General features: G+C 72.0%; 11 protein-coding genes, 1 tRNA gene and 1 riboswitch. Of the genes, 9 read left to right on the top strand and 3 right to left on the bottom strand.

What is annotated here, in order from left to right:
- The first annotated feature begins 2 nt into the window (after window positions 1–2).
- The 4 genes from AC3A5R_RS06540 (at window position 3) to AC3A5R_RS06525 (ending at window position 3,747) form a co-directional block, all read left to right on the top strand.
- Window positions 3–434 (top strand): CBS domain-containing protein, encoded by a 432-nt coding sequence (locus AC3A5R_RS06540; RefSeq protein WP_487619918.1) that lies wholly within the window; start codon window positions 3–5, stop codon window positions 432–434.
- Between the two features lie 86 nt (window positions 435–520).
- Window positions 521–2,338, top strand: a complete 1,818-nt coding sequence (locus tag AC3A5R_RS06535; RefSeq protein WP_487619917.1) for a serine/threonine-protein kinase — start codon at window positions 521–523, stop codon at window positions 2,336–2,338.
- 311 nt (window positions 2,339–2,649) lie between these two features.
- A riboswitch (cyclic di-AMP (ydaO/yuaA leader) is annotated at window positions 2,650–2,853 on the top strand.
- 5 nt (window positions 2,854–2,858) lie between these two features.
- Window positions 2,859–3,521, top strand: a complete 663-nt coding sequence (locus tag AC3A5R_RS06530) for a transglycosylase family protein (RefSeq protein WP_487619916.1) — start codon at window positions 2,859–2,861, stop codon at window positions 3,519–3,521.
- A 153-nt stretch (window positions 3,522–3,674) separates the two neighbouring features.
- Window positions 3,675–3,747: transfer RNA gene (locus tag AC3A5R_RS06525), tRNA-Thr, on the top strand.
- 74 nt (window positions 3,748–3,821) lie between these two features.
- On the opposite strand, the gene AC3A5R_RS06520 is transcribed toward AC3A5R_RS06525, so the two are convergent.
- On the bottom strand, window positions 3,822–4,307 hold the full coding sequence (locus AC3A5R_RS06520) for a DUF5994 family protein (RefSeq protein WP_487619915.1): 486 nt from the start codon (window positions 4,305–4,307) through the stop codon (window positions 3,822–3,824).
- Window positions 4,308–4,726: 419 nt separating this feature from the next.
- Between AC3A5R_RS06520 and AC3A5R_RS06515 the strand changes: the two genes are divergently transcribed.
- On the top strand, window positions 4,727–5,173 hold the full coding sequence (locus AC3A5R_RS06515; protein ID WP_487619914.1) for a hypothetical protein: 447 nt from the start codon (window positions 4,727–4,729) through the stop codon (window positions 5,171–5,173).
- Window positions 5,174–5,772: 599 nt separating this feature from the next.
- On the opposite strand, the gene AC3A5R_RS06510 is transcribed toward AC3A5R_RS06515, so the two are convergent.
- Window positions 5,773–6,384 (bottom strand): helix-turn-helix domain-containing protein, encoded by a 612-nt coding sequence (locus AC3A5R_RS06510; protein ID WP_487619913.1) that lies wholly within the window; start codon window positions 6,382–6,384, stop codon window positions 5,773–5,775.
- A 125-nt stretch (window positions 6,385–6,509) separates the two neighbouring features.
- Here AC3A5R_RS06510 and AC3A5R_RS06505 point away from each other — a divergent pair, with 125 nt between their 5' ends.
- The 3 genes from AC3A5R_RS06505 (at window position 6,510) to AC3A5R_RS06495 (ending at window position 10,600) form a co-directional block, all read left to right on the top strand.
- Entirely contained in the window at window positions 6,510–7,445 is a 936-nt protein-coding gene (locus AC3A5R_RS06505) for an NAD(P)/FAD-dependent oxidoreductase (protein ID WP_487619912.1), read from the top strand.
- Between the two features lie 61 nt (window positions 7,446–7,506).
- Window positions 7,507–7,779, top strand: a complete 273-nt coding sequence (locus AC3A5R_RS06500; protein WP_487619911.1) for a hypothetical protein — start codon at window positions 7,507–7,509, stop codon at window positions 7,777–7,779.
- 88 nt (window positions 7,780–7,867) lie between these two features.
- On the top strand, window positions 7,868–10,600 hold the full coding sequence (locus tag AC3A5R_RS06495) for a winged helix-turn-helix domain-containing protein (RefSeq protein WP_487619910.1): 2,733 nt from the start codon (window positions 7,868–7,870) through the stop codon (window positions 10,598–10,600).
- 42 nt (window positions 10,601–10,642) lie between these two features.
- Here the strand turns inward: AC3A5R_RS06495 and AC3A5R_RS06490 are convergent, their stop codons facing one another.
- Window positions 10,643–11,905 (bottom strand): MFS transporter, encoded by a 1,263-nt coding sequence (locus tag AC3A5R_RS06490; protein ID WP_487619909.1) that lies wholly within the window; start codon window positions 11,903–11,905, stop codon window positions 10,643–10,645.
- A 291-nt stretch (window positions 11,906–12,196) separates the two neighbouring features.
- Between AC3A5R_RS06490 and AC3A5R_RS06485 the strand changes: the two genes are divergently transcribed.
- On the top strand, window positions 12,197–13,261 hold the full coding sequence (locus tag AC3A5R_RS06485) for a DUF4386 domain-containing protein (protein ID WP_487619908.1): 1,065 nt from the start codon (window positions 12,197–12,199) through the stop codon (window positions 13,259–13,261).
- Window positions 13,262–13,298 lie beyond the last annotated feature (37 nt).

The raw sequence follows: 13,298 nt of genomic DNA, 5'->3' as shown, positions 1-13,298 counted from the left end.
CCGTGAAGATTTCTGACGTGCTGAGGGCGAAGGGCAGCGGGGTCATCACCGTGCAGCCCGACGAGACCGTGTCCGGGCTCCTGGGACTGCTCGACGAGCACCGCATCGGCGCCGTCGTCGTCAGCTCCGACGGCACGACCGTCGAGGGCATCGTGAGCGAGCGCGACGTCGTGCGCCACCTGCACTCGACCGGCGCCGGCATCCTCGAGGCCCCGGTGTCGCAGATCATGACGAGCGAGGTGTCCACCGGCACCGCCGCCGACGACATCGCCGACCTCGCCGCGACGATGACCGAGGAGCGGGTACGCCACGTGCCGATCCTCGACGCCGAGGGCCGTCTCGTGGCCATCGTCAGCATCGGCGACATCGTCAAGCACCGCCTGTCCGAGCTGCAGTCCGAGCGCGACCAGCTGCGCGACTACATCTCCGGCTGACGCGGTCCGGACAAAACGGACATCCGACCCGCGCCACGTCCCGGAGGTCGTGGGCCGCAGACCCTGCGGTCGCATACCGTAGGACCATGACTGCGTACGACCGGACCGAGCGGGTCGCCGCCCCACGGTCCGGCCCGCGGTCGGGTCCGCGCACCGGCGGCGTGCCCATCGGTGGCGCGCGCGACGGCTGGGACACCGGGCGCATCGGACGGTACCGGCTCGTCGAGGAGATCGGCGAGGGTGGCATGGGCGTCGTCCACCTCGCGCTCGACCCCCGAGGCCGCGCCGTCGCCATCAAGGTGCTGCGCGCGCACGTGGCCCACGACGCCGACGCGCGCCAGCGGCTCATGCGCGAGGTCGAGACGCTCTCGCGCATCCGCGATCCCCGGGTCGCGAGCGTCATCGACGCCGACGTCATGGGCCCGCGCCCCTACATCGTCACCCGGTACGTGCCCGGTCCCGCGCTCGACGAGATCGTCGAGGAGCACGGGCCGCTGCACCCCGGCGAGCTGCTCAGCCTCGCCCGCGGCGTGGCCGAGGCGATCCGCTCGATCCACGCGTGCGGCGTCGTCCACCGCGACATCAAGCCCGGCAACGTCCTCGTCGAGGACGGCGAGCCGGTCCTCATCGACTTCGGCATCGCCCATGTCCAGGACGACGTGCGGCACACCGTGGGCGGCCTCGTCATGGGCACGCCCGGCTACCTGTCGCCCGAGCTCGTCGAAGGGGCGGCGATCACCGACGCCACCGACTGGTGGGGCTGGGCCGCGACGATCACCTACGCCGCGTCGGGACGCCCGCCGTTCGGCCGGTCGCGGATGGACGCCGTCCTGAGCCGCGTGCGCGCCGGCGACGTCGACGTCGAGGGCGTCGACCCCCGTCTGGTGCCGCTGCTGCGCGCGTCCCTGTCGCCCGACCCGTCGCGGCGCCCGCACGCCGACGAGGTCATCGCCGCGCTGGAGCAGTACGCCGCCGGCCGGGCCGCCACGGTGCCGACGCCACACGCGTCCTCGTGGGACGCGCCCACCGACGTGCTCGGCGCCGCGGAAACGGCTGCTCCCGGCGCCACACAGGCCTTCCTGGACCGCGGCACCGCCGTGCTGCCCCCGGTCGCGCCGACCGCCGACGACGTCCGATGGGCGCCACCGCCGAGCGGTCCGCGCCGGAGTCCCGAGCCCGAGCCCGACCCGACGCCGTACGACGACGGCGCGGGCGCCACCGACCTCTACGACGAGCGCTGGGGTCGCGGTGCCGGCCTGGACGACTGGGACGACGAGTGGGCCGAGCCCGAGCCGGCGCCGCGCGAGGGCGACCCGCGCATCGGCATGGCCATGCGTACCGGTGTGCTCGGCGCCGCCGGCATCGCCTGGGTCGGCGCCCTCATGGCCTGGCCCGGGTACGCGGTCGTCGCGCTGGCGGTGTGGTCGATCCTCGCCCGTGCCACCGACCGGTCGGTGTCCGCACTCGTCTTCCGGCGCTACGCCCACGGCCGACGCGGCAGCGACATCCCGCTCGCCGTCATCACGAGCCCGTGGCACCTGCTCGTCGGGGCCATCGCCACCGCCGTGACGCTCGTGCTGCCGATCGCGGTGGCGCTGGCGGGCATCTTCGCGACGGCGTTGCTGCTCGCCGGGGCCACCGGGGCCGACCTCGTCCCCGGTTCGCCCTCGACGCTTGCGGTCGGCGGGATCGTCGGGCTGGCCATGCTGTGGTGGGGCCCGGGCGGGGTGTCGCTGCGGCGTGGGTCGCGCTCGATCGTGCGGCGTGCCGTGCCGGTCGGGACGGCGTCGCAGGTCGTGGCCATCACGCTCGTCGCGGCCGGCCTGGTCGTCGGGCTGGTTGCGGTCGACCACGGTGCCAGCCTCACGTGGCTGCCGTTCGGCGCCAACCCCCTCCCCCGCTGAGGGGCCACGGGGCGGTCGTCCAGCCGACACGCGGGGTCCGGCGGGACCCGTCTGCGGCATCCGGCTTGGTCAAGCCCGGATATCGAGAAGATCACGAAATCATCTCGGACCGGGTTGTGGATCGTTGATTCCTCACGTACCGTCGTGCCTCGGCGGCCCCGACTCTCGGGCCGGACGGGGTGGGTCCCGGGTACGTCCCGGGGTGTCCACGACCGGTGGCTGCCATGGTGTTCCGGCCTCCACACGGCACGCTGCACAACTTCACATGGACACCCAGCAATCCGGTCCCTGAGCGCGCCGAGCCTCGCCAGCCAGGGACATCGCCCACTCCAGTGGGCCGGGCGAGGACGGGGGACCCAGTGTGGTCAGTGAGTCGTGATGTCGAAGGCCGTCGGTACACCGACGGTCGAGTCCTCGTGCTCGGCTGACCTTGGGGTGAAGCCGCATCCGCGGCAGGGCACCTGACGTCCCCAACCCGACAGCTAACCCCGCAGGCGCCGCGTCAGGAAGGAATACCCCTATGCAGTACCTGTCCAAGCATGCTGCCGCCAAGCGGGTCTCGATGAAGCAGCGCCTCGCCGGGGTCGGCATCGCCGGCGCCGCCACCGTCGTCGGTGGCCTCACCACTGCCGGGTCGGCCAAGGCCGCGTCGGTGTGGGACTCGGTCGCCCAGTGCGAGTCGGGCGGCAACTGGAGCATCAACACCGGCAACGGCTACTACGGTGGCCTGCAGTTCTCGCAGAGCACGTGGGCCGGCTACGGCGGTCGCGCCTACGCCCCGCGCGCCGACCTCGCGAGCAAGGCCGAGCAGATCACCGTCGCCCAGAAGGTCCTCGCCTCGCAGGGCCCCGGGGCCTGGCCCGTCTGCTCGCGTCGTGCGGGCCTGACCAAGGCCAACGGGGGCGCCAACGCCGCTGCGTCGCGCTCGACGGTCCGCGCGCCGATCACGACCGCCAAGAAGGTCGTGAAGAAGAAGACGTACGCGACGAAGACGACGACCAAGAAGGTCAACAGCTACGTGGGAGCCGGCAAGCAGGTCTCGGTGCGCCGTGGCGACACGCTCGGGAGCATCGCCCAGCGCTACCACGTCTCCGGCGGGTGGAAGGCCCTGTACTCTGCCAACAAGGCACGGGTGCACAACCCGAACCTCATCTACGTCGGCCAGGTGCTGCGTCTTCCGTGACGCACCTCTGACCGAGCACGACCGGACGGCCTCGCGCGACCAACCCCTGGGTCCCGCGGGGCCGTCCTTCGTCTGCCGTGTGGGACGGGACGGTCGGCCTCCGTTACGCTGGCGCCCGACCGGACGGCAGCGGATCTGCCGCACGACCGGGCCGCTGGCGTGGCGCAACTGGCAGCGCACCTGTCTTGTAAACAGGTGGTTGGGGGTTCGAGTCCCCCCGCCAGCTCTCTCACCTGTATGACTCCGCTTGATGCTTGACGTTTCGGCTCTGGCCCATGCCTGACGGTGCTTCGGCTTGGTCTAGGAGTCCCGCGGATCTCGATGGGGTGTTGCCAGCCCGTCGGCAAGCTGGATCAGGCCGTTGCCGTGTGCAGCGCTGCCGCGTTCCACGGCCCGTCGCATCATCCAGTCGGCGTTGTGAGGCGAGGTTGCAGGAGGAACGACGAGGAGCTCCACCCTCCTCCCATCGACCATCACCAGCGTGACCTCGTGAGGTTCGTCGGAGAGTACCGACCCCATCCGTAGTGCGACTCCCGAACGAGGGATCGTTCGTCGAGTCGCCGTCCAGATGCTGGGGTCGTAGGCGATGCCCTCCACCCGGCCGCTCCGCCGGGCCCCGACGACCCTGGCCAGGTCGACGGCCTGGCTCTCCAGGTCGTCCGAGTAGGGCCACCATGCGCCGTCGAGGCAGGCCCGGGCCCGCTCCGGGATGGCCACGGGAAGGTACAGCCGAAGTGGGTGAACCAACGGGAGGCCGGACGCCTCGACGGGGTCTGTGCCGGTCATGCCAGACCGCCTTGAGCCGGACGATGTCCAGCGAGAGGAAGAACTGGCAACGACCAGAATGCCGTCGCCGAGGAAGTCCTTGTTTCTCCACAGTACGTCCTGCGTGAGGGCGGACCATGAGCTTCACCCGAAAGGGGAACTAGGATGGGATGAGTCTCGCACGCCGGAACCGTCCCGGGCCGCGAGGGAGTCGAGGTCCTACATGCCCGCCGACCCGCTCCGTGGCTCCCGGCCCGACGGCCCTTCCCTGTCAGCGTTGCTGGACGACCTCCACACTGCTCGCGGGGAGCTCGGAAGGCTGCGTGCCGGGCCGGCGTCGCCTGACCGCCTCGTGGCCGCCCACGCGTCGCTGCTGCAAGCCATGGAACATTACGCTTCAGCTCTCACCGCCCGTGGGTGGCCCACTCCTCGGGGGCTGCGTGACGGTCTGCGCCTGGAACGCGACATCGGCGGCCGCCGAAGCCATCCCCGCCCCTGAAAGGCTGCGCGAGATGATGCGGCGCCTCGTTGTCATCGACCTGTTCTCAGGTCCGGGCTGGCTCGACGCGTCGGAAATGCCCGAGCACGTCCAAGCCGGGGAAGCCGGTGCGTGGCTCCTCATTGAGCCGCGCAGCATTCGCGTCATGGACGGTGCGGCCGGCGACCTCCAACAGCTACGCGATGCTGTCCAAGGGGGTCCATCCCTCTACTGCCACACGTGGTACACGACAGGGGGGCCCGATCGTCCGACGGTCCACACGTTGGAGGTCGGCCAGGCAGACCTGTACGAGGAGGTCCTCATGACTATCGGGTTCCAGCTGGGGCAGCCCGACGGGATCGAGCTCCAGAAGGATGAGTCGGGCGTCTACTGGGGGTACTACGTCTGAGCTGTGAGGTCATCTGCGACCAGCAGCACGAGAGCCGGGAATCGGTGGCCGCGGTGCCGGAGCCCGCCTGCCCGCGCACATCCGCTCCAGTCCGCGAAGTACGGTGACCGCTTTGATGGTGAACGTTGCGCAGCGGCCGGTCGCTGCTCAGAATGCTCACGTCGCCGCCTGGAGCCGCACTGCTGGAGCACCCAGGCGGCGGCGCCACAACGAGCCATACCCCAGTTCGGGCCGTCCACCCACCGTCGTCCCGGCAGGCGCTTCTCGCTGCGAGAGGCGCCGGATCGGCCGTATCCCGCGCATGCTCGGTCGGGTATTTGTGTGGGTCTTCCCATCTCGTCCCGACGAGCGCATGATGGCCAGAGGTCCGTAGGGAGGGGTCGGACCAGTTGCGCTTGTGGAGATGGCTGTGGGAGGGCCAAGGGCGCGGCGATCTGTAGGTGCAGAACCCGGCGCCGTCGAACTCCGCGACCTCACCGAGCGAGGCCGGCCAGCAGGGGTGTACCCGAGGCCGGCCTCGCGCATCTTCGGCGTCGCTGGTGACTCCTTGGGCTGTGGCCACCCTCGACCCAGCCACTCCGGCGCGCCGTCCTGCTCCGCTACCGGGTCCGTGGCTCTCCCTGCCCACCCACCGGGGGTCGCGCCCGGGCATGCACCCGCTCGCCCTGGGGGCCGAACAGGCTGAGGACCTCCGCCGGTCCGGTGCCGTCGCTGCCGAACCAGTGGGGTACGTGCGTGTCGAACTCCGCCACCTCGCCGGCGCGCAGCACCGAGTCGTGATCGCCCAGCACCAGACGCATCCGCCCGGAGAGCACGTAGAGCCACTCGTAGCCCTCGTGGGTCCTGAGCTCGGGCCTGCTGTTGCCGGCGGGCACGATGATCTTCCACGCCTTGACGCCGCCGGGCTGCCGGGTCAGCGGGAGCACCGTGCGGCCGTTGCGCTTGCTGGCCTTGAGCCGCACCCGCGGGTCGCCCACTTCCGGCGCGCCGACCAGGTCGTCGAGCGGCACCCGGTACGCGAGGGCCAGCGGCAGCAGCAGTTCCAGGCTGGCCTTCCGCTGCCCGTTCTCCAGCCGGGACAGGGTGCTCTTGGAGATCCCGGTCGCCTCGGCCAGCTCGGTCAGGGTCAGGCCCCGGTGCGCCCGCAGCAGCCTCAGTCGCGGACCGACCTGCTCGATCGCCTGCGCGATGACTGCAGCGGAGTCGTCCATGGACACATGGTGGCGACGTCGTGCCGGCCTGCGCAACGGGACTGCCCGGACGCAGGAGCGGCCGCCGTTCCCGGAAACGGCAACGTTTCTGGCGTGACGCGGTTGGGCCGCCGCACAGTGCCTCCATGAACACCTGCGACGTCCTGGTCATCGGCGGTGGTGCCGCCGGACTCTCTGCAGCCCTGGTGCTCAGTCGCGCCCGACGCGATGTCGTCGTCGTGGACTCCGGCGCCCCGCGCAACGCACCGGCGGCGCACATGCAGGGCTTCCTCTCCCGCGACGGGATGCCACCGGCCGACCTGCTCGAGGTCGGCCGGCGGGAGATCGCCGGCTACGGGGCCACCCTCGTGCGCGGCACCGTGCGAGAGCTGGCCCGCTGCGACGGCGGCGGCTTCCGTGCGTCGCTCACCGACGGCCGGCGCATCACCGCGCGAAGGGTCCTGGTCACCACCGGACTTCACGACGAGGTGCCCGACGTCCCGGGTCTGTCCGAACGCTGGGCCAAGGACGTGCTGCACTGCCCGTACTGCCACGGGTGGGAGGTCCGGGACCAGCGGCTCGGCGTCCTGTGGCACGGCGCGACGACGGTCCGGTATGCCCACATCGTCCGCCAGTGGACGCCCGACCTCGTCCTCTTCGTCCCCGAGGGACTGCTCACCGAGGGGGACCGGTCACAGCTCGTCGCCCGTGCGATCGGTGTGGTCGAGGGCGACGTCGAACGCCTCCTCATCGAGGACGACGCCCTCCACGGGGTCGCGATGAGCGACGGTCGCGTGGTCCCGCGTGACGCGCTGTTCGTCCCACCGCGGTTCAGCCCTCACACCGACCTCCTCGCCGGCATCGGGTGCGACCTCGACGAGCACGGCTGGCCCATGGCCGCCGCCGACGGTGCCACCACGGTGCCCGGGGTGTGGGTCGCCGGCAACGTGGCCGACCCCCGGGCCCAGGTCATCACCGCCGCGGGCGAAGGGTCTGCCACCGCCATCGCCATCAACAACGACCTCGTCGACGACGACATCCGCACGGCTGTCGCGCTCTTCGACGAGGGATCAATCGCCTGACCCGACCCGGTGCCGCCCCGGCACGAGCGTCCTCACCACCGCACGACCCAGGAGGTCACCCATGCCCAGCTCCCACACGCCTGCACCCGGCTCGGACGCCCCGTCGCCGGCCGTCGCGCCCCCGACCAAGCACCAGCTCGCCCTGATGATCTGGCTCAGCGTCTTTCCGACGCTGACCCTCATCAACCTGGCCCTGGGTGGCTGGCTGGTGAGCCTGAACCCGGTGCTGCGGACCCTGGTGCTCGCCACCGTCGCGGTGCCCATCGTCATCTACGGACTCATGCCGCAGCTGCACAAGGTCCGGGTGCGCCTGGTGACTCGCTCCTCGCGGTAGCGCTCGCGACCAGCGGAAGCCCCTCTGGTGTCGGCCTCGGCTGTTCTACGCTGCAAGCAGCCAGCCGGGTGTCACGAACGGAGCAGGAATGACGGGTCCCCTGCTCAGCAGCAAGCTGTACGTTCCCGGCTCCAGGGCGGGCGCGCTCGATCGGGCCCGCGTCAGCGACCTGCTCGACCGCGGCACGACGACGAAGCTCACCCTCGTCTCGGCCCAGGCCGGGTTCGGCAAGACCACCGCGATCGCCAGCTGGGTGCAGCACCGTCGCGCCCCGGGCGGGGTGGCCTGGCTCTCCTTGGACGCCGGGGACGCCGGGCCGGACGCCTTCTGGACGTACGTCGTGACCGCCCTCTCGGGCGTCGACCCGGACCTCGCCGCCGGTGTCGCACCGCTGCTGGCAGCGGGAGCAGCACTGCCGGCCGTGCTGACCGAGCTGCTCAACCGGCTCGCGGACCTCGACCACGACCTCGTCCTCGTCCTCGACGACTACCACCTGGTCGACGGCCCCGAGATCGCGGACGGGCTCGCGTTCGTGCTCGCGCACCTGCCGCCGCACGCCCACGTCGTGCTCAGCACCCGTGCCGACCCGAGCCTCCCGCTGAGCCGGCTGCGTTCGCACGGGGAGCTCGTCGAGATCCGCGCCGCCGACCTGCGGTTCACCAGCGACGAGGCGACCAGCTACCTGCGCAGCCACGGGGTCGACCTCACCCCCGCCGACGCCGCCGCGCTGGAGGGAAAGACCGAGGGCTGGGCGGCCGCTCTCCAGCTGGCCGTCCTCTCGCTGCGCGACCGCGCAGACGTCAGCGAGTTCCTCGCCGGCTTCGCCGGTGACGACCGGTTCATCGTCGACTACCTCGTCGAGGAGGTGCTGAGCCGGCAGCCCCGACCCGTTCGCGACTTCCTGCTGCGCACGTCCGTCCTCGACCGACTGACCGGGAAGCTGTGCGACGCCGTGACGGGTCGCGAGGGCGGCGGCGAGCTGCTGCGCGAGCTGGAGCGCCAGAACCTCTTCGTCGTCCCGCTCGACGCGCGTCGGCAGTGGTACCGGTACCACCACCTCTTCTCCGACGTCCTTCGCGCGCACGCCGCGTCGGACCCCGCCGTGCCCTCCTCGGGCACGCTCCACCGACGCGCCAGCACCTGGTACGAGCGGGACAGCCAGCCGGTCCCTGCGGTCCGGCACGCCCTGATGGCAAGCGAATTCGCGCGTGCAGCCGTGCTGATGGAGAGGGCTGTCCCCGACCTGCTCCGTCAGCGACAGGAGGGCACGATCGTCGCCTGGGTCCCTGCCCTGCACGAGGACGTCGTCCGCTCCCGGCCGGCCCTGGCCATGGGCCTCGTCGCGGGGCTCATGGCCCGCAACGAGGTCGACAGCGTGCCGCGGCGCCTCGACGAGATCGAGGACCTGCTCGAACGGCACCGTGCCGCGGCCACGGCCGGATCGGCCCCGGTGGCGCTGCTGGTGGAGGACCCCAGTGAGCTGGCTCGGCTACCGGGCAAGGTCCAGCTCTACCGGGCGGCGCACGCCCTGGTGAGCGAGGACCTCGAGGCGACGCAGCGGTACGTGCAGCTCGCCACGGCGACTGCGGCGCCCGACGACCACCCCACCCGCGCCGGTGCGTGGGGCCTGTCCGGGCTGGCCCACTGGCGGACCGGCGACGTCGAGGCCACGCACCGCTGCTACTCCCGATGCGTCGAGGAGCTTCTCGAGGCCGGTCACCTCTCCGACGTCCTGGGATGCACGACGACCCTGACCGACATCCGCGTCTCCCAGGGCCGGATCGGGGAGGCGGAGCGGACCCTGCGAGGTGCCCTGGCCCTCGTGGCGGACGAGGACGAGACGCCGCGGGGTGCGGCCGACATGCACACCGGCCTGGCGGGCATCGCGCTGGAGCGCGGCGTGCTCGACGACGCCGAGAGCCACCTGCGTCGCGCCCAGCAGCTCGGCGACGCGGCGGGCATGCCGGCCCACGCCGCGCAGGTCCGGGTGACGATGGCCCTGGTGCGCGCGGCCCGTGGCGACGTCGACGAGGCGCTGACCCTGCTCGACGAGGCGGAGCGGCTCTACGTCGCCGACTTCAAGCCGGACGTCCGCCCGGTGCACGCCACTCGTGCACGCGTCCTCGTCGGCGCCCGTCGGCTGGGGGAGGCCCGGGGCTGGGCCGTCGAGCACGGGCTGCGACCGGATGACGAGCTGTCGTACCTGCGCGAGTACGAGCACGTCACCCTGGCCTCGGTGCGTCTGGCCGAGCACCGCGAGGGGCTACGCCACGACGTGGACGAGACCCGGGCCTTCCTGGGCCGGCTGCACACGTCCAGCGAGGTCGGGGGCCGCGCCGGCACCCTTCTGGAGATCGCACTGCTGCAGGCAGTCGCCGCGGCCGCGGCCGGTGACCCCGGTGCCGCCACCGAACACCTGCGGCTGGCGGTGCGCCTGGGTGGGCCGGAGCACGTGGTCCGGCCCTTCACCGACCACGCCGCCGACCTGCCCCGGCTGGTCGGGCTGCTCCACCGCGAGGAGCAGCAATCGCCTTACGTCCGAACGATGCTCGCGGCGAGCAAGCCCACTGGCCCACCACCCACGGAGGCTGCGCCTCCGCCGCGTCAAGACCTCGTGGACGCGCTCAGCCGGCGCGAGCTGGAGGTTCTGCGTCTGCTCGCCACCGACCTCAGCGGGCCGGAGCTGGCCCGGCACCTGGTCGTGTCGCTCAACACCGTGCGCACCCACACGCGGAACGTGTACAGCAAGCTCGGTGTCAGCGGTCGACGCGCCGCCGTCAGCCGCGCCCGGGAGCTGGACCTGCTCCGCCGCGACGGCTGACACCGACGCCCGACGCGTGTGTGCGCGCTCCGGCGTCCGGCGTCAGCGCAGCGCCTTCACCGGGATGATGGCGAACGCCCCGGCGGCCGCGCAGGCTGCCGCGACGGCGAACAGGACGCCGTAGCCTCCCGCGCCGAGCGACAGGATGGCCGGGGCCAGGGCCGGCGCGAGCGCGAACGGCAGGGCTCCGGCGTAGTTGAAGACCCCGAGGTCCTTCGCGGCGTCGGCCGGATCCGGCAGCACCTGGGTGACGAGGGCGAGGTCGACCGCGAAGTAGAGGCCGAACCCGAGGCCGCTGAGGGTCACGGCGACCAGGTACCCCGTGACGCTGGACGCGACGCCGAGCAGCCCCATGGCCAGGGCGTACACGAGCGCGGCGGCCCCCACGAACACCTTGCGGCGCCCGGCCCGGTCGGACAGGCGCCCGCCCACGAGCGAGGCCAGCACGACGGCGGACGACTGCAGCAGCGTCGCCAGGAACACGAGGCTCGGGATCTCGGCCTCGGTGCGGTGCAGCCGGTCCAGCAGGAAGTACACCTGGTAGGTCGTGAGGAACGCGTACGCCATGACGAGGAGGAACCTGCTGAGGAAGGCCCACGCGAAGTCCGGGTGACGCCGCGGGTCGACGACGAACGTGTCGACCGCGACGCGCCAGGTCCACGCCGGTCTCGCCTCGGGCTCGAGCCGTCGGTCATCCAGGTTCGCGGCGAAGACCACGACGAAGAGGCCGCCGATCGCGCACGGCAGCAGGAACATCGCCAGCTCGTGACCGCTGAACATCCTCACGACGAAGGTCGCACCGATCGAGGCGACGGGCAGGCACACGCCCAGGACGCCGGACACCCGGCCCCGCTGCGTCGCCGGAACCTGGTCGGGCAGCACCGCGACGTGCACGGCGAGGACGGCGTTGAAGGACAGCTGCGCGATGCACCAGCCGAGGACCACCGTGGCGACGTTCGCGGCAGTGGCCACGAGGAGGATGCCCGCCGTGCCCACCAGCAGTCCGCCGACCATCCACGGCCGGCGCATCCCCCATCGTGACGTCGTCCGGTCGCTGAGTCGGCCGAAGGCGGGGTTGCCGACGAGAGCCACGGCCGAGCCGGCGCCGGCGACGAGGGCCAGGCTGCTCGGAGCGGACGCCGTCCCGACCAGGTCGTTCACCTTGAGGGCCAGCGTGACCGTCAGCGGCGCGATGAACAGCAGGCACGTGCCCAGGTAGGAGAGCGTGTAGAGCGCCACGAAGCCCCGCCCGACCCGGCGCCCGGGCCGGGATGGGCGAACCGCGTGGGTGGACTCCTCGTGCACGTGCGGCCTCCCCGGCGACCGGCTCCCGGACGGGCGGTGGTCGCCGGTCCCACGGTAGGCAGCCCTGGGCGATCCCCGTGGCGGAAGAGCGCAGGTCACGGCACCTGCGCAACACGTGGTCCGCGCCTGGTTCCCCCGCTCCGCCCACCGTGACCTCTCGTGCCTCACCCAGATTCACCGTGCCGCTCACCAGATGCGGTGATGCCCGCTCACCACCCCCGCTCCTAGCGTGCGCCGTACCGAGCCTTCCACCACTGCAGCGCCGACCCGGCGCCGGCCCCGAGGAGAGCCATGACAGACCACATCGCCGACACCGGCCGTGACCGGGCGTGGTACGAGATCCGCCTCCAGGGACAGCTCGGGGCCCACTGGGCGAGCCGCTTCGACGGCATGAGCCTGGCTCCGCTCGAGGACGGCACGACCGTCCTGCGCGGTCCGGTCGCCGACCAGGCGGCGCTCCACGGGCTCCTGCGCCAGCTCGGCGACATCGGCATCCCCCTGCTGTCCCTGCACCGGCACGACCCCGACACCACCGCCCCGCAATCCGCAGCACCCGCACCGACCCAACCGACCCAACCGACCCGACCGACCGGACCGACCCACCAGGAGACTGACATGGCCACCACCACCGCGACCGCGCCGACGAACGTCGGGCGTCCCGCCGCCGACTGGACCCGCAACCACGCGCGGGCATCCGGCATCTGCTACCTGCTGACCTTCGCCTCGTCGATCGCGGCAGTCGTGTACTTCCTCAAGCCGATCCTCGACGACCCCTTCTACGTCGTCGGCCCGGGGCAGGACACCCGGGTCATCATCGGGTGCCTGCTCGACACCGTGAACGCCGTCACGGCCGTCGGCTCGGCCGTCGCCGTCTACCCGGTGGTCAAGCGGCAGAACCATGCGATGGCCCTCGGGTTCGTCACCTCCCGCATGTACGAGGCGGCCGTCATCATGGTCGGCGTCCTCGCCCTCCTCGGCGTCGTCGCCCTCCGGCAGAGCAACCCGGGCGGTGACACGGCAGCCCTCCTGACGACCGGGCACGGCCTGGTGGAGATGCGCAACTACTCGTTCCTCTTCGGGCCGAACCTGGCGCCCGTGATGAACGCGGTGCTCTTCGGCACGCTCCTCTACCGGTCCCGTCTGGTGCCGCGTTTCATCCCGATCATGGCCCTGGCCGCCGCCCCGCTGCTGCTCGTCCCGACCGTCGCCACCATCCTCGGCGCCACCGAGCACGGGTCCGTCTGGTGGGCCCCCGGCGGCGTGCTCATCTTCGTCTGGGAGCTGACCGTCGGCCTCTACATGACGTTCAAGGGCTTCAAGCCCACGCCCCTGACGGCGAACCCACCCCGGTCGTGACGGCCCGGCACCGAGCGACCTCGAGAGAAGGACCCAC

It is taken from the genome of Intrasporangium sp. Soil_C_50, assembly GCF_057656595.1.
This window is presented reverse-complemented; position numbering and strand designations above follow the sequence as displayed.